Source organism: Enterococcus sp. DIV0210g (assembly GCF_050559705.1).
In the GTDB taxonomy this organism is placed as follows: domain Bacteria; phylum Bacillota; class Bacilli; order Lactobacillales; family Enterococcaceae; genus Enterococcus_B; species Enterococcus_B faecalis_A.
Window position 1 is genome coordinate 22,679 of sequence record NZ_CP187903.1, and the last position, 24,623, is coordinate 47,301.

Genomic DNA, 24,623 nt, shown 5'->3' on the forward strand with positions numbered 1-24,623 from the left:
TTTTGTTTTAAAAACTAGTTCCTAGATTTCTTTACAAATCATTGATCCTTCTGTTCTCTAGTCTTAGTAACACTTTTAGTGGGATTTTGTTAGAATAAAAGCAGAAACTAATTGTCTAAACAGTAAATCAATAGCAGAATACCCTTTTTAGCCAAAAGTTAATGACAATAGCGGATTTTTAGAAATATTAATAAAAATGTATAAATATAAACGAAGATAAAAGAAGTGGATTTACAAATAACAAAAAAGAACATAACCCTCTGCATAACGATGTTATTTTATATATTTTAAATAACACCTAATTTCTGCTAAAATCACAATCTGATAGAAAAAAGACAAACTGATATACCAGTAGCAGAAAATACGAAGAATTAGCAAATGGCTACAACTGCAAGGTTTACAAGAAGCAAAAAGATGGACAAATCTTTGCTTTTGTTAGCAAAATGGAAGTGATATATCAAAGAAAGCAGCTTGAAGGTGGAGTAGTATGATAAAGAAAATAGTTTATGGATTTATACATGGAACAAAGACATCGGGGCGTGTGACAGCTTGCACGTACGCTATTTATCGCGTGATTGCAGTAGGAATGCTGATAAATGAGCTTTATTTAGGGCGCTGGGGCACAGTCGGCTTGATAATACTGACGTTAGCTCTGTTTGAAGTGCCAGCCTTGATAGAGAAGAAGCTGCAAATCGAGATTCCGAACTTATTGGAATGGATTGCCATTTCTTTTGTGTTCAGTTCTACGATTTTAGGCGAACTAAGTGATTTTTACGGTCATTTGCCGTTTTGGGATGTACTACTTCATTTGACAAATGGTTTTTTATCGGCAGGAATCGGCTTCTCATTGGCATTTTTATTGAACAGAAATGTGGTCTCGATTCAACTGACACCGATATTTATTGCGATCCTTGCTTTTTCCTTTTCTATGACGATTGGTGTGATGTGGGAATTTTTAGAATTTACAGCAGATCAGTGGTTCAGCACAGATATGCAGAAAGACGCTATCATTCAACAAATAAACAGTGTGTTATTGTCAGGTGAACAGTCTAATACAGTCAAACATATAGAAGACATTCAAAAAACAGTCATCTATTACCATGACAACGCAGGTGATTTGAAACAATTTGTAGTTCAAGGCGGTTATTTGGATGTAGGTGTTCTTGACACGATGAAAGATCTTTTCGTTAATTGTATTGGCGCTATTATTTTTAGTATTTTTGGGTATTTCTACGCAAAAGATCAATCTGGAAAATACGAATTTTTAGAGAATTTCATTCCTAAAAACGAATAAAAAGACAAAAGCAGCCTCTATTTCAGAGACTGCTTTTTTTATAGGTGCTAATTCTTTTCTTTAACAGCGATCCAAATCTCACTGTAGGCATTCTCAGGCCCTTCAGACCATTTTGTAAAAGAGATCTCGGGTACTTCCGCCAATTCATAAGAAGAGGCTGGCAGCCATTCTGAGAAGATTCTTGCCCAAGTATCTTGCAATGTTTGCGGGAACGGTCCTTGATTTGGGAAGATTGCCCAAGTATGTTGTTCGATATCCAACTGAACAAGATCATCATAAGGATTTTCTTTGGTCGTAGCAAAGCCGATCATGTGTTTTAAAGTTCCGTTTTCTTGCATTCTTTCACCCTCGAAATCATAAGAGACATTTAAGACTTCACGAGGATATAAATCGGCTAAATCGTGCATTTGTTCTCGTTGTTTTTCAGTGATTGATTGTGCAAGTTCCATGATATGCTGGTTTTTTCCTTCAAATTGGAGTGGGACACGTTTGGAGACCCCAACCACCTTGAATTTTTCTTTTTTCTCAATTTTGAATTCCATTGAATTTCCTCCTCGAACATCGATATAAAAGGATAGTTTAGGAAAAGTTTTCTGTCTCTTTTCTTTGACTGCTTCTGAAGGCAGGTAACCTGTCCAGTCGCGAAACGCTCTGGAGAACCCATCAAGTGTCTGGTAGCCGTATTTGAAGGCGACATCTGTCACTGTTGCTCCATTGACTAATTCTTGATTCGCACAAGCTAATCGACGTTTTTTAATATATTCCGGCAAGGTCATACCTGACAGAAATGAAAAAGTGCGTTTTAGATGATAGTCAGAGATACCAAGTTTTTTCGCAGCATCTTCTAATAAAATCTGTTCAGAAAGATGTTCTTCAATATAATCCATCAGCTGGTTAAAATAGTGCAGCATCCTTTTCCCCGTCCTTTCTTTTATATCCTAACAAACCTTTTTTTCTCCTACTCGATATTTCCAAGACAAGTTTTGTCGATTCAGAAATTATTGAACAACTAAATTATAGACTGTACATTAACAAAAGAGAATCGGAAAGAACAGCTGTATTTAAGGAAAAGATTCTTTGAATATTTTTGGAGACCATTTTTTTCCAAAAGAAAATAAAAATTGACACGAATACTTAAAAGAAAAATGTTATAAAGAGTGAAGAGTCCTGTTCTCTGTTTTTATGAGATAAAATAATCTTTTTTACTAATGACAATTGGAAGAGCAAGTTTAAGGAGAAAAAAATGATAAGTAAGAAAAGTAAAAATAATGTACCTGTTCCGCTAGTAACAGTAATCGACAAAAATGGAGCGGTATCAGAAAAATTTAGAGCAATCCGTTCGAATATCACTTTCAGTTCTGTAGATAAAGAATTGAAATCTCTTGTAATTACTTCTTCTGGACCAAGCGAAGGCAAGTCTTTTACAGCAGCCAATCTAGCAGTTGTTTTTGCTGACACTGGAAAAAAGGTCTTGCTTGTAGATGCGGATTTGCGTAAACCGACTGTTGGCATAACGTTCAAATTACCTAATGCAGAAGGCTTGAGCACACTTTTAGCAAATCGCCAAGACCAGCCGGAAAATTACATCTATCAAAGCGAGATCGAAAATGTCTCTATTTTATTGAGTGGACCAAAACCACCAAATCCTTCTGAAATGATCAACTCGCGTAGGATGGAAGAACTAATTACAGAATTGGAGCAATCCTATGACTTAGTGATTTTTGATATGCCGCCAGTTGCTACTGTTACTGATGCCCAGATTCTGGCCGCAAGAGCAGATGGGACGTTATTAGTAGTACGTGAACGCCAAACGAGCAAACAAGTACTTTTACGAGCAAAACATCTATTGGAAATGGCTAAAGCTAATGTAGTAGGCGTTGTCTATAATGATGCCAAGCGAACAAATGAAAGCAATTATTATTATTAAAATAAAAACGATTTTTTAGAATTAAAAGATGAGATAGGAAAAATTGATTATTTACCTTACATATTTTGCTCCAATTTAAAAATGCAAACAACAGAGGCTGCGGAAGTAGCAGCCTCTGTTGTTTTTTTACTATAGAAAACTTTATCGAAAAATCTCCAACCAGCCTTGATAATAATCAACATAAACATTTTGTTCAGATAAACTGCGAAACAAGTACTCTCCAAAGACGATGCCCGTTTGATAACCTTGTTTTTTCATTAACGTTTGGATTTCAGAAAGATTGTTTTCACTAGGATAATCTCCATTGACTTTTAAAAGAAAAGAATAGTATTGTGCATGTTCATCGTATGTCCATAAAACTTCTTCTTGCTCAGAAACTTTCCAGTCCTCCGTAACACAAAAACCGTATTCCAAATTTTCCAAATCATCCGGTTGATTGCAAATCCCAAGAATCAGCTGTTTGTTTAGATAGGATTTGATGACATGCTTCTCTTCAAAATTTGATTTTAAGATTCGTGTAAAATCTGGTCGAATATTTTGAGGTAATTCGTCATTCATAATAAGCTTCAAATGGTTTTTTCGAAAATGGATTTCTTCCAATCTCTGTTTGTTTTCTTGAATCGTTTCTTCGATTTTTTTTTGCGTTATTTCAAATGTCTGATACATTTCTTCCGGTGTTTTTTGATATAGGTTCGTCATTTTTTTGACAGGGATGTCCAGATTTCGATAAAAATAAATATCATAGATTTTGAAAATATCATCGATGTCAAAAATCCTATAACCATTTGTGTCATTTCTTTTAGAAGAAATCAAACCTTCCGCATCCCAATAACGAATGGTTGAGCTAGGAATATTCAATAATTCGGAAACATCTCCGATCGAGAAATATTTTTCATCCATCGTTTAGCTCTCCTTGACTATTTCTTTGTTTGTTATAAAAACAATTGCATTTTTTGTTGAAAATTTTTTTGAACATCTATTGACCTTAAAGCTACTTTAAGCTGTGGTATATTTTCTGTCAACTAGAAAAGGAGGAATAACAATGGATTTGTTGAAAAAATTTATTAAAGAAAACAAAGGACTCGTTTTCTTGACCATATTCTTTATTTGTATACAAATTCTTGGTGTACTTGGCGTTCCTAAATTAGTTGCAGAATTGATTGATCAAGGGATTGCCAACAATGACCAAGAAAGAATCAGACGAATTGGTGTAGAGATGCTGATCGTGGCATTGATTGGTGCAGGTGCGGCAGTTTTATCCAGCTATTTATCCGCAGTGGTCTCTGCGCGATTTGGAATCCAAACAAGAGAAAAATTTTTCCATAAGTTTCAGCAGTTTTCGATTTCCGATATTGACCATTTTGGTTCCAATACATTGCTGACCCGAAGCATATCGGCTTAGTTATTAACTTGAACTTTCAAGAATAACTAGGTCTATTTTTTTGTCCGAAAATCAGGAGCAAAACGTAATAGTTCGTACTTGTTATATGAAAGACTGGTTCTATGGTAAAATTGGAAACACTAAAATGAACGAGGAGATAAGGTATGATCAAAGTAGTTTTCACGTATAAAACAAAGCAAAAGGATTTGCCTGAATTAATGGAAAAGTTTGCTGAATCTGCAAATAACCCTAAATTTATATCAGATGTCACCAATCAAAGAATCGATCGATTTAAGAGAGTAGATGGAGAGGACGTTTATATTGTTTTAGACATTTATTATCAATCAAGAGAAGATTATGAAATGAGGACAAAATTCGAACGAAGTCTGAAAGAATGGAACGATATTTGGTTTTCACCAACCAATAAGCATGAAGAAGTTAGTGTGGAAGTTTTTGATGTGCTTTAGGACAAAGAAATAAAACTGTGATCAAGCTAAAAGAAACACGCTAGAAACCCTATGATATAGGCATTTCTAGCGTGTTGTTTCTTATTCCCACTCAACTGTTGCTGGTGGTTTACTTGTAATATCGTACACGATACGGTTAACGTGTGCGACTTCATTTACGATACGTACAGAGATTTTTTGCAGTACTTCCCATGGGATACGAGCAAAGTCTGCTGTCATTCCATCGATTGAAGTTACGGCACGGATACCAACTGTATAATCATACGTTCTTCCATCACCCATAACACCTACAGAACGGATGCCTGGTAAAACAGTGAAATATTGCCATACATCGCGGTCAAGGCCAGCAGCAGCGATTTCTTCACGCAAGATTGCGTCAGATTCGCGAACGATTTCTAGTTTGTCTTCAGAGATTTCGCCTAGGACACGGATACCTAATCCAGGACCAGGGAAAGGCTGACGCCAAACGATAGAATCAGGCATACCAAGTTGAGTACCCAATTCGCGGACTTCATCTTTGAACAATGTATTCAAAGGTTCGATCAATTGGAATTGCATATCTTCTGGCAGTCCGCCAACGTTATGGTGAGATTTGATTGTTTGGGCTGTTTCAGTTCCGCTTTCGATCACGTCTGTGTAAAGCGTACCTTGTGCTAAGAAAGAAACGCCTTCTTTACCAGCAAGTTTTGTCGCTTCATCATCAAAAACATAAACGAATTCATTACCAATGATTTTACGTTTTTGTTCAGGGTCAGAAACACCTTTTAATTTGTCTAAGAAACGATCTTTCGCATCTACTTTGATGATATTCAAGCCGAATTTTCCGCCTAAACTTTCCATTACTTGTTCTGCTTCATCTTTACGCAGCAAGCCGTGGTCAACAAAGATACATGTCAATTGGTCGCCGATCGCTTTTTGTAAAAGAACACCGACAACACTTGAGTCAACACCGCCAGAAAGACCTAGAAGCACTTTTTTGTCGCCAACTTTTTGACGGATTTTTTCAATTTCCATGTCGATGAAGTTATCCATCGTCCAGTTTCCTTCACATCCGCAAACATCAAAAGCGAAGTGGCGAAGCAATTCGATTCCGTATTCAGAATGACGTACTTCAGCATGGAATTGGATACCATAGAAGTTTCTAGTTGTGTCTTGGATGGCTGCGATAGGGCAGTCTTTGCTTGTTCCGACAGTTTCAAAACCTTCTGGGACTTTTGTTACAAGGTCGCCGTGGCTCATCCAAACAGTTTGTTCTTGAGGTGTGTCTTTGAATAAAACAGCGTCATCGCTAGTAACAGATAATTGTGCTTTTCCGTATTCACGGTTTTTAGCTGGTTCCACGTTTCCGCCAAGTTTGTAAGTAATCAATTGCATACCATAACAGATACCTAACACAGGAATACCTAAATTGAAGATTTCAGGATCAATTCCGAAAGCTCCGTCATCATAAACACTATTTGGTCCGCCTGAAAGAATGATTCCTTTCGGGTTCATGGCTTTGATTTCTTCAGCAGTTACTCTGTGGCTTAGTAATTCAGAGAAAACTCCTAAATCACGAATTCGGCGTGTTATCAATTGGTTATATTGGCTACCGTAGTCTAATACAATAATCTTTTCAACGTCTGTCATAGTATCGGCAACGTTTGTCACATCTATTACCCCTATCCATTTAAATTTATCTCAAAATAGCAGAACTATTTTAAAATGCTAATATTTGCGCATAAAAATTGAATCTATAATATGATTTTTTGTTTTATGGAGAATTATATCGGCTCTGCCTCGAGTAGGCAAGATATATTCAGTCAAATTTTTCAGATTCACATCTTTCCATACTTGTTTTGCCATTTTAAAGGCTTCTTTCCGGTCGCCGATCGCGAATTGATAATAATAATTTTCTGGTTTTTGAAAAGCAGTATCAAGTAAAGCACCAAAGCGGTCAAGATACCATTTTTCGATCAATTCGGATTCTGCATCGACATACACAGAAAAATCAAAAAAATCACTTACATAGATTTGCTGGTTTGCTGGGAGCTGCAATGTATTGATTCCTTCAACAATCAATATATCCGGTTGTTGGACCAATTCATATTCTTCTGGAATGATATCGTACACGTCATGGGAATAAATCGGTACTTTGATTTCTTCTTTTCCCGATTTGACTTGGTTTAAAAAATCGATCAGCATCTCCATATCATAACTTTCAGGAAATCCTTTGCGATCCATGATATTTTTTTCCTGCAGCACCCGATTTGGATATAAAAAACCATCCGTCGTGATCAATTGGACATTTCGCCGTTTAAACGTTCGCGATAAAATCGTTTGAAGTAAACGAGCGGTCGTACTTTTTCCAACTGCCACGCTGCCGGCGATACCAATAATAAAAGGCGGGACCGACGTATATTTGTGAAGAAAAAGGCCTTTGCTTACAGAAAGCGACTCAAATTCTTTCATATAAAGATGGATCAAGTGGGTCAGCGGAATATAAATATCTTGGACATCCTGCATGGAAATCCGGTCATTCAAACTTTTGATACTATCTAATTCTTCTTGTGTCAGAGGAGCAGGACCATTTCGATAAAACTCTTGCCACTCTTCTCTGGCGATACGATAATAGTTCATTAAATCATTCATAACAGCCTCCAGAATTCTCCCGTCAATGGACTTATTCTAACATAAAAATTCTATAAACTATACTACTTAAAGTACAAGTTTTAAGAGTAATCTCAGAAATGATTTTTAAAGCGTTTTTCTTTGGAAAGAAAACAGGTAATAATAAAGTTTGAACAGCTGTTTTAAATAGTGATTTTTTAGAACAAAAAAACGATAACTGTGTTTTTTCGTTCGTCTTTCAGTAAAATATGGCGCCAAAAGTTGCGAAAATCCTCTTGATTCCACTATCTATTAAAGGTAGACTATGAACAATCAGAACTAAAGGAATGAAGACGATGACAAACCATTATTATACAGAACAGCCAGACACGGCACATGACTTGGAACAATGGAGTTTTGAACTCAAAGGGAAGAAATTCCAATTTGTGACAGACTCTGGGGTGTTTTCACGTGAAACAGTGGACTATGGTTCCCGAGTATTGATCGACGCCTTTACTTGGACAGAGCTGCCAGAAGGGAAAATTTTAGATGTAGGCTGCGGATACGGCCCTATTGGTTTAGCTCTCGCTTATGCCAGCCAATTACCTGTAGAAATGGTCGATATCAATCAGCGCGCTGTCGGATTAGCGGAAGGAAATGCGAAACGAAACCATATCGAGAATGTGGAAGTCCATCAATCAAATATTTATGAAGAAGTAAAAGATACTTATGCAGCGATCGTCAGCAACCCACCCATCCGAGCCGGAAAAAAAGTCGTTCACGAGATTCTGACAGGCGCCTATCCACGGTTGAAAAAAGGCGGTACCTTGACCATCGTGATCCAGAAAAAACAAGGGGCGCCAAGTGCTCAGAAAAAAATGGAAGAAACTTTCGGTAATGTAGAAATCGTTACAAAAGACAAAGGCTATTATATTTTGAAAAGTATAAAAGAAGACTGATTATTTAAAACAAAACAAGCAAGAACGGATAGGGGAGGGCAAATGAAGCTAACAATCAGAGATATTGCTGAAATGGCTGGTGTATCTGTGACAACTGTGTCACAGATCTTGAACAACAAAGGCAGCAGATTCAGCGAAAAAACGAGAAAAAAAGTGTTGGAAATCGTCAACGAGCATCATTATAAACCAGATTACTTCGCATCAAATGTGATTAATCGACATTCAAAAACGATTGGCATGATCGTTCCGGATGTTACAGATTTTTTCTTTTCAAAACTGATTGAAGGAGTAGAAAGCTACCTCAATCCTTTAGGGTACGTGATCATGTTATGCAATTCCCGACATAGTCAAGAAAACGAGACAAAATATTTGCAAGAATTGATGCATCGTTCAGTAGACGGGATTCTTTTTGCGACGCCGAATCTGCTGCCAGAGGAATTTTCTTTAGACAGCGGTTTCTATCAAAATGTCCCTATTATCTTGATTGACCGCGGTTTGAATAACAGAGACACAGGGCGTTTGATTGTAAAAGAATACGAGGGCGCGTACAAGGCAGTCTCGCTTTTGATTGAAAAAGGCCATCGAAAGATCGGTATGTTGAAAGAAACGACTGGCTATTATCAATTAGAAGAGCGATTCAACGGCTATAAGCACGCATTGAAAGATGCAGGTATCCCTTTTAGCGGTGCATTGGTCGAACCAGGAGATTTGACGGTCCAAGGCGGATATACCGCAACCAAACGATTGCTTCGTCACAAAGATGTAACCGCTGTTTTTTGCGGAAATGATGCTATGGCGATTGGTTGTTATCAGGCAATTGATGAAATCGGTAAAAGTGTACCAGAGGATATTTCTGTTGTTGGTTTTGACGGCTTAAAACTGTCTGAATATATGATTCCTAAACTCACAACGGTTAAACAGCCAAGTTTTGACATCGGCTTTTATTCAGCGAAATTCTTGATTGATGCGATCGAATTCCCGGATAGACAAGTTCCGAACAAAATTTTTGAAACAAAATTAATTATTCGTGAGAGCGTAAAAGCATTGACAAAGAACTAGCTAGGCGGTATATTGCTTTTGTAAGTGTTTTCAAAAAGAGGAAATATTTCTGTAGACTTTAGTAAACCAGTTTACTAAAGTGGTTTACCATGTAGGAAAATCATGTATAATATTTGGTGGAGACAAGGGGGATCAAGCGATGCGAATGGTAGATTTGATTGAAAAAAAGAGAAACGGTGATCGTTTATCTAAAGAGGAAATCGACTATATAATCACGAACTATACAAACGGTTCGATTCCCGATTATCAAGTCAGTGCATTACTGATGGCAATTTTTTATGAAGACATGACAAATGAGGAAATCACGAACTTAACTTTGGCAATGGCCCATTCAGGTGACGTGATCGATCTTAGTGTGATCAACGGCATAAAAGTAGACAAACATTCTACCGGAGGCGTTGGTGATACAACTACTTTGATACTTGCTCCGCTTGTCGCAAGTGTTGACGTGCCTGTTGCAAAAATGTCTGGACGCGGTCTAGGCTATACTGGCGGAACACTTGATAAATTAGAAGCAATCCCAGGATTTAAAATAGAACTCTCAGATGAGACCTTCATACAATTAGTAAATGAAAGTAATGTAGCTGTTATCGGACAGTCCGGAAATCTTGCACCAGCAGACAAAAAACTTTACGCATTAAGAGATGTCACAGCAACGGTGGACTCGATTCCATTGATCGCAAGCTCTATTATGAGTAAGAAAATCGCTTCAGGTGCAGATGCAATCGTTCTGGATGTGACGATCGGCGACGGCGCGTTCATGAAAAATATCGACGATGCTAAACGCTTAGCGAAAACAATGACCAGCATCGGCGAACTAGCAAATAGACAAACAATTGCAGTGATTTCGGATATGTCCGAGCCGCTGGGTGAAGCAATCGGCAATAGTTTGGAAGTTGTTGAAGCCATTGATACATTAAAAGGAAACGGCCCAGAAGATTTATTGGAAATGTGTTATGTCCTAGGTAGTCAAATGGTTGTTTTGGCTGGGAAAGCAGAAACAGCTGAACAGGCCCGAAAAATGTTAGAAGAAGCATTAGAGTCTGGTCAAGCTTTAGCGAAATTCAAAGAAATGATCCAAAACCAAGGCGGAGATCCTTCAATCGTTGATGCGCCGGAAAAACTGCTCACAGCACAGCATGTGATCGAGCTTCCAGCCGAGGATTCAGGTGTCGTATCGAAAATTGCAGCGAAAGAACTAGGAATCGCAGCGATGATGCTAGGTGCCGGACGCAAAACAAAAGAAGATACGATCGACCACGCAGTTGGCTTGCGATTGCATAAAAAAGTTGGCGACAACGTCCAAAAAGGCGAATCACTGCTGACGATTTACAGCAATAATCCAGATGTAGCAGATGTTTCCAAGTTGTTATATCAAAATATTGAAATAAGTGAGACAGCGGAAAAACCAACATTAGTCCATGCAATCATCACAGAATAGAAAAGGGGCATACAAATGGAATTAAACAGAATGATCGACCACACAATCTTAAAAGCAGATGCTGCAGAAGAGGATGTATTACGCATTATTGAAGAAGCAAAAAAATATCAATTTTTCTCTGTTTGTCTTAATCCGACATGGGTAGCACTTGCAAAAGAAAAATTAGCAGGTGAACCAGTCGCTGTATGTACAGTTATCGGATTCCCTCTAGGAGCAAACACATCAAGCGTCAAAGCTTACGAAACAAAAGATGCAATCGCAAATGGTGCAGATGAAGTCGATATGGTTATCAATATCGGTGCCTTGAAATCACAACAATATAAAAAAGTACAACAAGATATCGAAGCTGTGGTAGAAGCAGCTAAAGATAAAGCTCTTGTAAAAGTAATCATTGAAACAGCTTTGTTGAATAACGAAGAAATAGTCAAAGCATGTGAATTAGCAAAAGCAGCAGGCGCGGACTTTGTTAAAACTTCAACAGGATTTTCAACAAGCGGTGCAAAAGCAGAAGATGTTCGCTTGATGCGCCAAACAGTGGGACCAGATATGGGCGTTAAAGCTTCTGGCGGTATCCATAACGCAGAAGAAGCAATGGCTATGGTCGAAGCAGGAGCAACACGTATCGGAACGAGCGCAGGCGTTGCAATCGTTTCTGGTACATCAGGAGAAGGATACTAGAATCATGAGCGGATTTGAAAAAGCAAAAAAAGAATGGATCGACTGTGCAGTCAGTGCTTTGGATAAAGCGTATGTACCCTATTCAAAATTTCCAGTAGGCGCTTGTCTTGTCACAGATGAAGGCAACACGTATCAAGGAATCAATATCGAAAATGCGTCATTCGGTTTGACAAATTGTGCAGAACGCACAGCATTTTTTAAAGCAGTCTCTGAAGGAGAGAAGAACTTCAGTCATTTAGTCGTCGCTGGTCACACACCAGAACCAATCTCACCGTGCGGAGCTTGCCGCCAAGTCATGGCTGAGTTTTGTTCACCAGAAATGCCTGTGACATTAGTAGGCGATGAGGGCGTCATCAAAAAAATGACAGTCCGACAGCTGCTGCCATATGCTTTTACAGAAAAAGATCTATAATCTACGTTCATTCAGTCATCTGACTGTTGGAAAAAAACAATTATATTTAGGGGGCTTTACAGAAATGAAAAAAGCAAAATTATTTGGTTTGGGCGCGATTGCTCTATCTGCTGGACTATTTCTAGCAGCATGCGGAGACGGCGGATCATCAGACTCAGGTGACTCAAACAGCAATGGTACAGCAACTGCTGCATTGATCACAGATACAGGCGGTGTCGATGACCGTTCATTTAACCAGTCTGCTTGGGAAGGTCTGCAAGAGTGGGGGAAAGCAAATGATCTTTCTCGCGGAAACGACGGCTACCAATATTTCCAATCAGCAAGCGAATCAGATTATATCCCAAATATTGACCAAGCGTTAAACGCAGGATTCAAAACAATCTTTGGTGTTGGTTATAAATTACAACCAGCGATCAAAGAACAAGCAACAAACAACACAGAAACAAACTTTGTTATTATCGATGATGTTATTGATGGGTTAGACAATGTCGTATCTGCAACATTTAAAGATAACGAAGCTTCTTACTTAGCTGGTATCGCAGCAGCTTACACAACAAAAACAAATGTTGTTGGTTTTGTTGGTGGTGTGAAAGGTGAAGTTATCGACCGTTTTGACGCAGGTTTCAAAGCTGGTGTTGATGCTGGTGCTAAAGAATTAGGCAAAGATATCAAAGTATTGAACCAATACGCAGGTGACTTCAATGCTCCTGATAAAGGACGTTCAATCGCACAAGCAATGTACGGACAAAATGCAGATATCATCTTCCACGCTTCAGGCGGTACAGGAAATGGTGTCTTCCAAGAAGCGAAATCATTGAATGAATCTGGCGAAAAAGAAGTTTGGGTTATCGGTGTTGACCGTGACCAATCAGACGAAGGTTCATATACAAAAGACGGCAAAGATGCAAACTTCACTTTGACATCTACACTTAAAGGCGTAGATACTGTCGTGAAAGATTTGGCACAAAAATCTGCTGACGGCAAATTCCCTGGCGGCGAACACACTGTTTACGGTTTGAAAGAAGACGGTGTTGGTTTGACAAAAGGACAACTTTCTGACGAAGCACAAAAAGCGGTTGATGAAGCAAAAGAAAAAATCATCGCAGGCGATATCAAAGTACCAGAAACTCCTGAAAATTAATAAAATTTCTATAGCCTTGTTGGACATCCGTTTGACAAGGCTATGGTTTAGATTAAATGTATTTGTTTCTTTATTCAAAGAGATCGTAAATTGGAAAGATAGAGCTGTTTTAAAGCTTTTCTCTTTGCTGCTTGAAGCTAAACGGTTCTTTCACGACTGCTATCTAAACGGTGTTCAAGAACCAGCTTCTTCGGCATTAATTCAAACTTTCAAAAAATATGAAGAACTATTTTCTGAAAGTCTTCTTTAATGCTTGAAGCTAAACGGTTCTTTCATGACCTCTTTTTAAACGGTGTTCACTCAGCTGCTTTTCGGCACTAAGTCAAATTTTCGTAAAAGTCTGAGAAGCGACTTTTAAAAAATTATTCCTTACTGCTCAAAGCAAGACGCTGAGTTCACGACCTCTTTGAATAAGGGAGCAAAATCCCGAAGTGTTTCATCACTTTAGATAAATCATCGCAACATTGGTGATTTTTGTTGATCGTTGCCCTGGATATAAATCGTTAGGATGTGAAAAATGTGGTTCAAGAAAACTTTGTCATTGAGATGAAGAACATCACCAAACAATTTGGCACCTTCAAAGCCAATGACAATATCAACTTGCAGGTCAAACCTGGAGAGATCCATGCACTGCTAGGAGAAAACGGCGCTGGCAAATCGACATTGATGAATATGTTATCAGGTCTTTTAGAACCAACTTCCGGTGAAATCTTGCTGCGTGGAGAAAAAGTAGAAATTACTAGTCCTACAAAAGCAAATCAGCTCGGTATCGGAATGGTCCATCAGCATTTCATGCTCGTTGACGCATTTACAGTGACGGAAAATATTATTTTAGGTAGTGAGCCAAGCAAAGCTGGTGTCATTGACCGCAAAAAAGCCCGTGAAGAAATCCAAAAAGTTTCTGAACAATATGGATTATCTGTTAATCCAGATGCGTACATTCGTGATATCTCAGTCGGGATGGAACAGCGTGTCGAGATTTTAAAAACTCTTTACCGCGGTGCAGAAGTATTGATTTTTGATGAACCAACAGCAGTATTGACCCCGCAAGAAATCGAAGAATTGATTATTATCATGAAAGAACTGGTCAAAGAAGGCAAATCAATCATTTTGATTACGCATAAATTAGATGAGATCAAAGCAGTCGCAGATCGCTGTACCGTGATTCGCCGAGGCCAAGGAATTGGAACAGTAGATGTGAAAGATGTTACTTCACAACAACTGGCTGATATGATGGTTGGCCGTTCCGTTTCATTTAAAACAGATAAAAAAGAAGCACGTCCGCAAGAAGCAGTGTTGTCGATTGAAAATCTTGTCGTCAATGAAAACCGCGGCATCCCAGCAGTAAAAAATCTAAGCTTGGAAATCCGCGCTGGTGAAGTTTTGGGGATTGCTGGAATCGATGGAAATGGACAATCAGAGCTTGTCCAAGCATTGACTGGGCTTCGAAAAGCAGAAAGCGGAAAAATCCGCCTAAACGGTAATGATATTACAAATCATAAACCACGTAAAATCACTGAAGCTGGCGTTGGTCATGTGCCGGAAGACCGCCACAAATATGGCTTAGTCCTTGATATGACCTTAGCAGAAAACATTGGTCTGCAAACTTATTATCAAGAGCCGTACAGCAAATTCGGTGTATTGAATTATCAAGAAATCAATGAACACGCTCGTAATTTGATTGACGAATACGATGTTCGTACAACAAACGAAATCGTTCCTGCAAAAGCTCTTTCTGGCGGAAATCAGCAAAAAGCGATCATCGCTCGTGAAGTAGACCGCGACCCAGATTTGCTTATTGTTGCAAATCCAACCCGCGGACTTGATGTCGGTGCGATCGAGTTTATCCATAAACGTTTGATCGAGCAAAGAGATAAATTCAAAGCAGTTCTATTGATCAGCTTTGAATTGGAAGAGATTCTAAATGTTTCTGACCGCATCGCGGTAATTCACGAAGGCGAAATCGTCGGAGTTGTTGATCCAAAAGAAACAACTGAAAATGAATTGGGTCTTCTAATGGCAGGTTACTCGTTAGAAGAAGCGCGGAAAGAGTTAGAAAAGGCAGGTGGCGTTCATGAATGATCGCAGTGAAAAGATCCGTAATCTACTAGTGCCTATCATTTCAGTAATTATCGGCTTGCTTTTAGGAGCTGTTTTGATGGCAGTATTTAACCTTAACCCTATTTCTGGGTATTCTTCGATGCTGAACGCATCACTTGGTTCACAAAGAAGTATCGGTGAGACATTAAGACAAGCAACGCCATTGCTTTTCACAGCACTTGGCTTCTCAGTGGCGAATTCAGCCGGCTTCTTTAATATCGGTCTTTCTGGACAAGCATTGTGCGGATGGATCGTTAGTGTTTGGATCGCTTTAGCGTTTCCAGATATGTCTAAAATCGTCCTTGTTCCTTTATGTGTGATCGCAGGCGCATTAGCAGGGGCAATGGCAGCTGCTATTCCTGGTTTGCTGCGTGCATTCTTTGGAACAAGTGAAGTAATCGTAACAATTATGATGAACTATATTTTACTTTATACAAGTACATTCATGCTTCATGAAGTGATGCCTGAAAGTTTCCGTACAAGTTTGGATTCTTCAGCAATGATCAGTCAAAATGCTTCATTGAGAATTCCTTGGTTAACACAATTTTTCGGCGGCTCACGAGTAAGCGGCGGTTTGATTTTAGGATTAGTTGCATTAGTTGCCGTTTGGTTCTTGATGAAAAAGACAACGCTTGGTTATGAGATCCGTTCGGTAGGTTTGAACCCATTTGCTTCGGAATACGCAGGTATGAGCAGCAAACGGACAATCGTCTTGTCAATGGTCATTTCTGGCGCATTGGCGGGTCTAGGAGGCGTTGTAGAAGGTTTAGGAACATATCAAAACTTCTTCGTACAAACAGCTTCTCTATCAATTGGATTTGACGGTATGGCCGTTTCTCTTCTAGGTGCTGGTTCTTCAATCGGTATCTTGTTATCGGCTTTGTTATTCAGTATTTTGAAAATCGGTGGTTTGGGTATGCAGACTGGTGCTGGTATCCCATTCGAGATCGTAAATGTTTCGATCGCATTAATCATTTTCTTTGTAGGTATCAATTTCTTGATCCGTTTCTTGATGGCGAAATTTTTCCAAGGCAAAAAACAAACAGCTGTAGTTGCCAACTTGGAAGCTAAACCAACAAACCAAGATCAGGAAGGAGGAGATCTATAATGTCAACTGTAGGTTTGATTTCGTTGATTCTTACTTCAACGCTTGTGTATTCGACTCCGTTGATCCTTACTTCTTTGGGAGGAACCTTTTCTGAACGAAGCGGGATCGTCAATGTTGGTTTGGAAGGTATCATGGTCATGGGTGCGTTCAGCGCGATCGTCTTTAACTTGACGATGAGTCCGACATTAGGCGCAATGACTCCGTGGATCGCGATTTTGGTTGGTGGTGCAGTCGGTGTCTTGTTCTCGCTGCTTCATGCGGTGGCAACAGTCAGCTTACGTGCAGATCATATCATCAGCGGGACAGTTATCAACTTGATGGCGCCAGCGTTAGGTGTGTTTTTGATCAAAGTCTGGTATGGCAAAGGTCAGACAGACAATATCAACTTCAACTTAGGTTATTATTCATTCCCTGGGCTGTCAAAAATCCCAGTGATTGGACAGATTTTCTTTAGAAATACATTTTTACCTGCATACTTAGCAATCGTGATTGCAGTTATTGCATGGTTCATTATTTTTAAAACAAGATTTGGTTTGAGATTACGTTCTGTGGGTGAAAATCCGCAAGCCGCAGATACATTAGGGATCAATGTTTACGCAATGCGTTATTCAGGTGTCTTGATTTCTGGTTTACTTGGCGGTATGGGCGGCGCAGTTTTTGCTCAATCGATCTCAGGTAACTTCTCTGCTGGAACAATCGTGGGTCAAGGGTTTATCTCAATGGCTGCGATGATTTTCGGAAAATGGAATCCATTAGGCGCAATGGGCGCATCTTTATTCTTTGGTTTTGCTCAAAGTTTGAGTATCATCGGTGCCCAACTGCCAGTTATCTCTTCTATTCCGCCAGTCTTGCTGCAGATTGCTCCTTATGTTTTAACGATCATCGTTTTAGTCGTTTTCTTAGGCAAAGCATCTGGACCAAAAGCAAACGGGAAGAATTACATCAAATCGAAATAACGTTTTAGTTGCTGAAAGGGTGGGACTATGGGAAATGTTTCTTAGTCTCGCCTTTTTTGTGTATTTACGCTAATCTGTTAATAAGAAGATGTTTGCGGATACAGAAATCTTGAATCCGTGGACGCCTTATTTAAGAAAGAAAAAAGAAAGAAGGAAAAGCCATGTTTAAACGTGTACATTTAGTTGTTATGGATTCAGTCGGAATCGGTGAAGCACCAGACTCAGAAAAATTCAATGACGTCGGAGCAGACACATTAGGTCACATCGCAAAAGAAGCTGGATTGACGATTCCTCATCTGGAAAAACTTGGTCTAGGTATGATCCGTCCTCTTGAAGGAGTCAAAGCAGTAGAAGACCATCAAGGCTATGCGACAAAATTAGAAGAAGTATCTGTTGGTAAAGATACAATGACTGGCCACTGGGAAATCATGGGATTGAATATCAAAAAACCATTCCGTGTCTTTCCAAACGGTTTCCCGAAAGAATTATTGGATCAAATCGAAGAATTTTCCGGTAGAAAAATCGTCTGCAATAAACCATATAGCGGAACAGCTGTTATTGACGATTATGGTCAACATCAAATGGAAACAGGAGATCTGATCGTTTATACCTCTGCCGATCCAGTACTGCAAATCGCAGCACATGAAGAAATCATTCCATTAGAAGAACTTTACCGTATTTGCCAATTTGTCCGTGACATCACGAAAGATGAGCCATATATGATTGGTCGTATTATCGCGCGTCCGTACATTGGAGAACCAGGAAACTTTACACGAACAAGCAATCGTCATGACTATGCGCTTGATCCATTCGGTCATACTGTTCTGGATTCATTGAAAGAAGACGGAAAAGATGTGATTGCTGTTGGTAAAATCAACGATATCTTCAACGGGCAAGGCATCACAGAGTTTGTACGCACAAAAAGCAATATGGATGGCGTTGACCAATTGTTGAATGTCATGAAAAAAGATTTTACCGGATTAAGTTTTACAAATCTGGTGGATTTTGATGCATTATACGGCCATCGCCGCGACGTTATCGGGTATGCCCATGCAATCGAAGAATTTGATTTGCGAATCCCAGAAATCTTAGACACAATGGCAGACGATGATTTATTGATGATCACCGCCGATCACGGAAATGACCCAACCTTCCCAGGAACAGACCATACCCGTGAATATGTCCCGTTATTGGTTTACAGTAAAAAAATGCAGCAGCAAGGAGCACTTCCTCAAGGCTACTACGCAGATATCTCAGCAACAATTGCAGAAAACTTTGATGTAGCTCCAACAGAAAATGGCGAAAGTTTCTTAAAATTATTGAAGTAGGAGATAAGACGGATGACTAAGTTGAATGAAATGTTGCAAGAAACAACTCGATTTATCCTTGAACAAGGAGTAGGAGAAGTTGAATTTGGATTGATTCTAGGCTCAGGATTAGGTGAACTAGCAGAAGAAATCGAAAATGCTGTTACTATCCATTACAACGATATTCCACATTTCCCAGTTTCTACAGTAGTAGGTCATGCTGGGCAGTTGGTTTATGGTACTTTGTCTGGCAAAAAAGTTTTAGCGATGCAAGGTCGCTTCCATTATTACGAAGGCCATTCTATGCAGACAGTTACTTATCCAGTAAGAGTAATGGCTGCACTTAAAGCCCATTCATTGATTGTAACGAATGCTTGCGGCGGCGTAAATGAATCATTTGTTCCAGGCGATTTGATGCTGATTACTGACCATATCAATTTTACTGGTGATAACCCGCTGATTGGCCCAAATTTCGACGAGATGGGTCCTCGATTCCCTGACATGAGCAATGCCTATACACCAGAATATCGTGAAAAAGCAGCTGCAGCCGCAGAAAAACAAGGTTTGGATATCAAAGAAGGCGTATATATGGGCTTCTCAGGTCCAACCTACGAAACACCAGCGGAAATCAGAATGTCACGAACAATGGGTGCGGATGCAATCGGTATGTCTACTGTTCCTGAAGTAATCGTTGCTGCTCATAGCGGATTGAACGTATTAGGTATTTCTTGTATTACAAACCTAGCAGCAGGCATGCAATCAAGCTTGAATCATGAAGAAGTAGTAGAAACAACAGAACGTGTGAAAGCATCATTCAAAACATTGGTAAAAGAAACACTGACTATACTTTAATTAACGGAGGTAAGCCATGAGTGTCCATATCGAAGCAAAGCAAGGTGAGATCGCAGAAAAGATTTTGCTGCCAGGAGATCCGCTGCGTGCAAAATATATTGCGGAAACTTTTTTAGAAAATCCTGTTTGTTATAATAATGTTCGCGGAATGTTAGGTTATACGGGGTATTATCAAGGAGAACGTATCTCTGTCCAAGGAACGGGTATGGGAATGCCGTCAGCAGCGATTTATGCCCACGAACTAATCAATTCTTATGATGTGAAAAAATTGGTGCGTGTAGGCACATGCGGCGCATTATCCAAAGATATCCATGTCCGCGATTTAGTGATTGCACAAGGAGCAGTAACAAGTTCTTCTATGATCCAAAAGAATTTTCAACAATTTCATTTTGCGCCGATCGCTGATTTCCAATTGATGAAGAACGCTTATGAAGTTGCCGTGAAAAAAGGATTTACAGTCCATGTCGGTAATGTTTTGTCTGAAGATAGTTTTTACAAAGATGATTTGACAGAGACAATGAAACTGGCAGAACTAGGGGTGATGGGCGTCGAAATGGAAGCAGCAGCTCTTTATTATCTAGGTGCAAAATTCAATGTTCAAACACTAGCAATCTGTACTGTCAGCGACCATTTGATCACTGGTGAAGAAACAACAGCCAGCGAACGTCAAACAACATTCAATGAAATGATCGAGGCTGGATTAGAGACGATCATCCAATAAACCACTTTTTTCAATAATTAGAAATTTTCGATAGCCTGCGGGTAGACCAATAGTATCAAATCTATTGTTCTATCCGCATTTTTTGTTTATGATAATCATGATCAATAAAAAAAGGAGCGTGTAACATGGAAAATTTTCGTTTTGAAGTCTCAACAGATATCCGATTTGGAAAAGATCGCTTAGATGAACTTCCAGAAGTATTGAAACAATTTGGCACCAATGTCCTATTTGTTTATGGCGGAGGCAGCATCAAGAAAAATGGTCTGTATGATAAAATCAATGATTTAATGCACGCACATGGATTCAACGTTTTTGAACTAAGCGGCGTAGAGCCTAATCCTCGGATTGAAACAGTCCGTAAAGGTGTGGAACTTTGCCGAGAACATAACATAGATGTCATCCTACCTGTTGGCGGCGGTTCAACGATTGATTGTGCCAAAGTCATCGGAGCAGGTGTATTTTACGAAGGCGACGCTTGGGATCTTGTTATCAAGAAAGCAAGTGTTGAAAAAGTTTTACCAATCGTTACTGTGTTGACGCTAGCTGCGACAGGAAGCGAAATGAATCGCGGAGCAGTTATCTCAAATCCAGAAACAAATCAAAAATTAGGAGTTGGCGGATGGGAAATGCTGCCAAAAGCTTCTTTTCTTGATCCAACGACGACATTTACTGTTTCCAAATATCAAACAGCTGCTGGATCTGCGGATATTTTCAGCCACTTAATGGAGAATTATTTTGATTCTACTCCGGGTACGGATGTCCAAGACGGTGTAGCGGAGGGGTTGATGAAGGCAGTCATCAAAAATGTACCAATTGCTTTAGAAAATCCAGAAGACTATGATGCACGTGCTAATTTAATGTGGGCAAGTACGCTAGCTTTGAATGGATTGACAGGCAGCGGGAAAAAAGGTTCATGGTCTTGTCATGCGATGGAACATGAATTAAGTGCCTTTTACGACATCACGCATGGTGTAGGTCTAGCTATTCTAACTCCACGTTGGATGCTGCATATTTTAAATGAAGAAACAACACCTAAATTCGCACGTTTTGCCAAAGAAGTCTGGGGTGTCCAAGAAGAAAATCCAGAAAAAGCAGCACGTGAAGGAATCAGAAAATTGTATGATTATTTTGTTTCTTGCGGCATACCAATGACATTACCAGAAGTTGGAATCGACACGGATAAAGACTTCAAAGAAATGGCGAAACAAGCTGTTGCACATAGCTCGATTTCTGAAACTGCCTTTGTTCCATTACATGCAGAAGATGTCGAAGCAATCTATCAAGCAAGTATGACAGAGATGTAAAAAATAAGTATAAAAGACATGGCGGCTGCCATGTCTTTTTGTTTGGAAAAATACTCATCCTAAACAATTAGCTTTTATCCCTAGATTAAAAAGAATAAGAGTTGTGTTTCTCAATTGGAAAATTTGAAGAGAAAATGAAAAATAAAGACAAACGCTTGTTTTTCAGTGTTTTTCTTATGATATAAAGGTTTTTTACCAAAAAATAACTAAATTTACGAACATATTTTTTGCGTGAAAATAACAAAAGGAATATTATTGATGTAGAGTAGGTTAGAAGATGATTAAAATAAAAAGCGATTCCTACCATTATTTTTGAATCTATTTTTATCAAAGGTCGTTCAATTTGAATGAGAGGTTCAAAATGTTTTTTTCTATTAGATAACTGTTTATTTTTATCGTTTCATTTCTGTTTATCGCTAATAGTTGCATTTTTTTAAGTCAGGAAGGGGAATTCAGATGTTTTCTTATTACTTTGTGGATGAAAAAGGAGTAGTGGAAACAGATGAGAGTAATTACAATTGGCTCATTGCAGACGGCTCTGATGATGAAGCAGTGGGCGAACTAATTCAGAAGTTTCATTTGCCTGATGATACATTTACAGGCAGTACCTACCCAGAAGAAGTTTCCAGGATCGAATATCTGACAGAAACAACACTCAAAGACCCTTTGTTAATTGCTTTGATTGACTTAGAAAAAACAGAGGGGCAAATAGAAGATCGTTTGAAACCAGTCGTGCACATCATTTCAGAAGGTCTGATGATCACATGCAGAGACAGCAAGCACAGTAAAGCCAATTTTATTGAAAATCTACGTGAAGAATATGGTGTTCGTCTTATTTCTTTCGAAAAAATCTTGATGTACTCCATTCTGACCATTTACAACCATTTTGTTGATGAATTGAAGACGATGAAAAAACAGATTGATCAGCTGGACGGTGCGGCAAGAAAAACGACCGAAAACGAGGAATTGTTTAGGCAAGCAACCTTGGAAAGAAATATTGTGTACATTGACCACACGCTAAGGGATCAAAAAAGCACGATGGAAGAATTGTGGGGAGATGAAAATTTTACCACACGGCTAGGAGAAGGAAATTTGCTTTATGATGTACATTTACGTCAGCGGCAAGCACAAAAAATGATTGTGATTTATCGTGACCTGCTGGAAAGCATCGGAGATTTGTTCAACGGAATGATGGATAACAATTTAAACCATTTGATGAAGTATCTGGATTCCGCAGCGTTGATCATTTCTATTCCAGCGTTGATTGCAGGTCTTTGGGGAATGAATACTGGCGGGATGCCAGGAGAAAATTCAACATTAGGTTTCTTTTTAGTAATAATCGGCGCAGTTATTCTAACAGCTCTGGTCGGTTGGCACTTATCAAGAAAAGACTATAGTAAATAAAATGTTCAAATTATAAGGAGGAGAAACAATGGCAGAACCAAATTTGATTGATCCAAGAAAATTGTATCACACGGAAGAATTCGAGAAACAAGATCAGGATACTCCGGCGCTTCAAAAGAAAATGACACCCGAACCGGATTGCGGTGAAGAAACGTATGAGGGAAGCGGTCAATTAGAAAACCGTCGCGTCTTGATTACTGGAGGCGACTCTGGGATTGGACGAGCTGCTGCAATCGCTTATGCAAGAGAAGGTGCAGATATTGCGTTACAATTTTTCCCTGGTGAAGAAGAAGATGCAAAAGAAGTGGCTTCTTATATCGAAAAAGCAGGGAGAAAAGTTATCTTGCTTCCATATGATTTGAGAGATGACTCAGCGCCAAAAGAAATCATCCAAAAAGCTGTCGACGGTTTAGGTGGATTAGATACGATGGTCCTAAATGCTGGACAACAAATTTCTCAGCAATCTATCGCTGAATTACCGATCCAACAAGTAAAAGATACTTTTACTGTTAATATCATTGCAATGTTTGCTTTAGTAAAAGAAGCAGAACCTCATTTGCCAGCTGGCGGAGCTATCGTCACGACGACATCTGTCCAAGCATTTAATCCAAGTGAACATTTACTAGATTATGCATCAACGAAAGCTGCGATTGCAAACTTCACTATCGGTTTAGCCAAACAGCTTGCGCCAAAAGGGATTCGTGTCAATGGTGTAGCACCTGGCCCAATTTGGACACCACTTCAACTGGATCATGGTCAGCCTCAAGAAGATATTCCTGAATTTGGCCAACAAAGCTTGCTGGAACGAGCTGGTCAACCAGGAGAATTAGCACCTGTATATGTTTTCTTAGCTTCAAACAAAGCAAGTTATGTAACAGCACAAATTTATGGAGTTACTGGCGGCGAAGCCATTAATTTATAGAAAAAACAGAGTTGCAGGAGGTGTGAAATGAATCGAGGAGTAAAAGTAATTAGTGTCATCGGCAGTCTACTGCTGCTCTCAGTGCTCATTATATTGGCGCTGATAAATGTTCCGTATCTTATGCCGATTCCATTGGAAAGATTCCGGTTTTTCACTTTGACCAATTATTATGTACAGCAATATGCATTCTGGGTGGCTATAGGGTTTATTTGCTTAATCATTCTTTTCTGGCTGTTCCTTCTTTTTTCTCCAAAGGCAAAAGAAACATTTGTACTGAAACGTCAAGACGGCACATTGACTTTGGATAAAAAAGCGATTGAAGGGCTGGTACGTTCGCAGCTGCATCAAGAGGAATTTATTGATTCGCCTAAAGTAAATGTTCACGCAACTAAGCGGAAAATCGATGTCAAAATCAAAGGCCAGTTGAAACGAACATCTTCATTGATCGGACAAACAGGAACGTTGATGAAAACCATCGAAGAACATATACAAAGCGTATTAGGAACCAGAGATAACGTGAAAGTAGCTGTCCGCTACAGCGGTTATCAAGAAAATGAAGACCCTAAAGACAATACGCACTCTCGAGTGGATTAAGGAGGGG

The 24,623-nt window shown here is 39.2% G+C and carries 23 protein-coding genes and 1 pseudogene; 20 read left to right on the top strand and 4 right to left on the bottom strand.

Features of this window, described 5'->3' with window-relative positions:
- The first annotated feature begins 487 nt into the window (after window positions 1–487).
- Window positions 488–1,294, top strand: a complete 807-nt coding sequence (locus IGI64_RS00100; RefSeq protein ID WP_429939078.1) for a hypothetical protein — start codon at window positions 488–490, stop codon at window positions 1,292–1,294.
- Window positions 1,295–1,341: 47 nt separating this feature from the next.
- Here the strand turns inward: IGI64_RS00100 and IGI64_RS00105 are convergent, their stop codons facing one another.
- Window positions 1,342–2,205 carry an AraC family transcriptional regulator gene (locus IGI64_RS00105; protein WP_429939080.1) on the bottom strand — a complete coding sequence of 288 codons (864 nt, stop codon included), beginning with the start codon at window positions 2,203–2,205 and terminating at the stop codon, window positions 1,342–1,344.
- Between the two features lie 332 nt (window positions 2,206–2,537).
- On the opposite strand from IGI64_RS00105, the gene IGI64_RS00110 reads away from it, so the two are divergent.
- Complete coding sequence (locus tag IGI64_RS00110) at window positions 2,538–3,221, top strand: CpsD/CapB family tyrosine-protein kinase (protein ID WP_429939082.1); 684 nt, start codon at window positions 2,538–2,540, stop codon at window positions 3,219–3,221.
- Between the two features lie 141 nt (window positions 3,222–3,362).
- On the opposite strand, the gene IGI64_RS00115 is transcribed toward IGI64_RS00110, so the two are convergent.
- The gene (locus tag IGI64_RS00115; RefSeq protein ID WP_429939084.1) at window positions 3,363–4,121 is read right to left on the bottom strand and encodes a MerR family transcriptional regulator; all 759 of its coding nucleotides are present in this window, start codon (window positions 4,119–4,121) and stop codon (window positions 3,363–3,365) included.
- Window positions 4,122–4,263: 142 nt separating this feature from the next.
- Here IGI64_RS00115 and IGI64_RS00120 point away from each other — a divergent pair.
- A pseudogene (locus IGI64_RS00120) lies at window positions 4,264–4,608 on the top strand (ABC transporter transmembrane domain-containing protein); the annotation flags it as partial.
- A 158-nt stretch (window positions 4,609–4,766) separates the two neighbouring features.
- The gene (locus IGI64_RS00125; protein WP_429939086.1) at window positions 4,767–5,069 is read left to right on the top strand and encodes a hypothetical protein; all 303 of its coding nucleotides are present in this window, start codon (window positions 4,767–4,769) and stop codon (window positions 5,067–5,069) included.
- 81 nt (window positions 5,070–5,150) lie between these two features.
- Here IGI64_RS00125 and guaA read toward each other — a convergent pair whose 3' ends face one another.
- Both guaA and coaA read right to left on the bottom strand, forming a co-directional pair.
- Entirely contained in the window at window positions 5,151–6,719 is a 1,569-nt protein-coding gene (gene guaA, locus IGI64_RS00130; RefSeq protein WP_034861819.1) for a glutamine-hydrolyzing GMP synthase, read from the bottom strand.
- Between the two features lie 57 nt (window positions 6,720–6,776).
- Window positions 6,777–7,700, bottom strand: a complete 924-nt coding sequence (gene coaA / locus IGI64_RS00135; protein ID WP_016623901.1) for a type I pantothenate kinase — start codon at window positions 7,698–7,700, stop codon at window positions 6,777–6,779.
- A 314-nt stretch (window positions 7,701–8,014) separates the two neighbouring features.
- On the opposite strand from coaA, the gene IGI64_RS00140 reads away from it, so the two are divergent.
- From IGI64_RS00140 to amaP, 16 genes are all read left to right on the top strand, one after another.
- On the top strand, window positions 8,015–8,617 hold the full coding sequence (locus IGI64_RS00140) for a class I SAM-dependent methyltransferase (protein WP_429939089.1): 603 nt from the start codon (window positions 8,015–8,017) through the stop codon (window positions 8,615–8,617).
- Window positions 8,618–8,659: 42 nt separating this feature from the next.
- Window positions 8,660–9,676, top strand: coding sequence for a LacI family DNA-binding transcriptional regulator (locus IGI64_RS00145; RefSeq protein ID WP_016623899.1), 1,017 nt, complete (start codon window positions 8,660–8,662; stop codon window positions 9,674–9,676).
- A 139-nt stretch (window positions 9,677–9,815) separates the two neighbouring features.
- Window positions 9,816–11,117: a pyrimidine-nucleoside phosphorylase gene (locus IGI64_RS00150; RefSeq protein WP_429939091.1), complete on the top strand. Its 1,302-nt coding sequence runs from the start codon at window positions 9,816–9,818 to the stop codon at window positions 11,115–11,117.
- A gap of 15 nt (window positions 11,118–11,132) precedes the next feature.
- Window positions 11,133–11,795, top strand: coding sequence for a deoxyribose-phosphate aldolase (deoC, locus tag IGI64_RS00155; protein WP_016623897.1), 663 nt, complete (start codon window positions 11,133–11,135; stop codon window positions 11,793–11,795).
- Window positions 11,796–11,799: 4 nt separating this feature from the next.
- Window positions 11,800–12,207 (top strand): cytidine deaminase, encoded by a 408-nt coding sequence (locus IGI64_RS00160; RefSeq protein WP_429939093.1) that lies wholly within the window; start codon window positions 11,800–11,802, stop codon window positions 12,205–12,207.
- A gap of 64 nt (window positions 12,208–12,271) precedes the next feature.
- On the top strand, window positions 12,272–13,348 hold the full coding sequence (locus IGI64_RS00165) for a BMP family lipoprotein (RefSeq protein WP_034861879.1): 1,077 nt from the start codon (window positions 12,272–12,274) through the stop codon (window positions 13,346–13,348).
- 519 nt (window positions 13,349–13,867) lie between these two features.
- Entirely contained in the window at window positions 13,868–15,430 is a 1,563-nt protein-coding gene (locus tag IGI64_RS00170) for an ABC transporter ATP-binding protein (protein WP_034861811.1), read from the top strand.
- Entirely contained in the window at window positions 15,423–16,556 is a 1,134-nt protein-coding gene (locus tag IGI64_RS00175; protein ID WP_016623893.1) for an ABC transporter permease, read from the top strand. The genes IGI64_RS00170 and IGI64_RS00175 overlap by 8 nt, the downstream gene beginning before the upstream one ends.
- Window positions 16,556–17,512 carry an ABC transporter permease gene (locus IGI64_RS00180; RefSeq protein WP_016623892.1) on the top strand — a complete coding sequence of 319 codons (957 nt, stop codon included), beginning with the start codon at window positions 16,556–16,558 and terminating at the stop codon, window positions 17,510–17,512. The genes IGI64_RS00175 and IGI64_RS00180 overlap by 1 nt, the downstream gene beginning before the upstream one ends.
- A gap of 161 nt (window positions 17,513–17,673) precedes the next feature.
- Window positions 17,674–18,840 carry a phosphopentomutase gene (deoB, locus tag IGI64_RS00185; protein ID WP_429939097.1) on the top strand — a complete coding sequence of 389 codons (1,167 nt, stop codon included), beginning with the start codon at window positions 17,674–17,676 and terminating at the stop codon, window positions 18,838–18,840.
- Between the two features lie 12 nt (window positions 18,841–18,852).
- Window positions 18,853–19,671: a purine-nucleoside phosphorylase gene (locus IGI64_RS00190; protein WP_429939099.1), complete on the top strand. Its 819-nt coding sequence runs from the start codon at window positions 18,853–18,855 to the stop codon at window positions 19,669–19,671.
- A 16-nt stretch (window positions 19,672–19,687) separates the two neighbouring features.
- Complete coding sequence (deoD, locus tag IGI64_RS00195; protein ID WP_016623889.1) at window positions 19,688–20,392, top strand: purine-nucleoside phosphorylase; 705 nt, start codon at window positions 19,688–19,690, stop codon at window positions 20,390–20,392.
- 125 nt (window positions 20,393–20,517) lie between these two features.
- Window positions 20,518–21,696 carry an iron-containing alcohol dehydrogenase gene (locus IGI64_RS00200; RefSeq protein WP_429939101.1) on the top strand — a complete coding sequence of 393 codons (1,179 nt, stop codon included), beginning with the start codon at window positions 20,518–20,520 and terminating at the stop codon, window positions 21,694–21,696.
- 456 nt (window positions 21,697–22,152) lie between these two features.
- Complete coding sequence (locus tag IGI64_RS00205) at window positions 22,153–23,100, top strand: magnesium transporter CorA family protein (RefSeq protein WP_429939103.1); 948 nt, start codon at window positions 22,153–22,155, stop codon at window positions 23,098–23,100.
- Between the two features lie 28 nt (window positions 23,101–23,128).
- Window positions 23,129–24,022, top strand: coding sequence for an SDR family oxidoreductase (locus IGI64_RS00210; RefSeq protein ID WP_016623881.1), 894 nt, complete (start codon window positions 23,129–23,131; stop codon window positions 24,020–24,022).
- A 27-nt stretch (window positions 24,023–24,049) separates the two neighbouring features.
- The gene (gene amaP / locus IGI64_RS00215) at window positions 24,050–24,616 is read left to right on the top strand and encodes an alkaline shock response membrane anchor protein AmaP (protein WP_016623880.1); all 567 of its coding nucleotides are present in this window, start codon (window positions 24,050–24,052) and stop codon (window positions 24,614–24,616) included.
- Window positions 24,617–24,623: the final 7 nt, after the last annotated feature.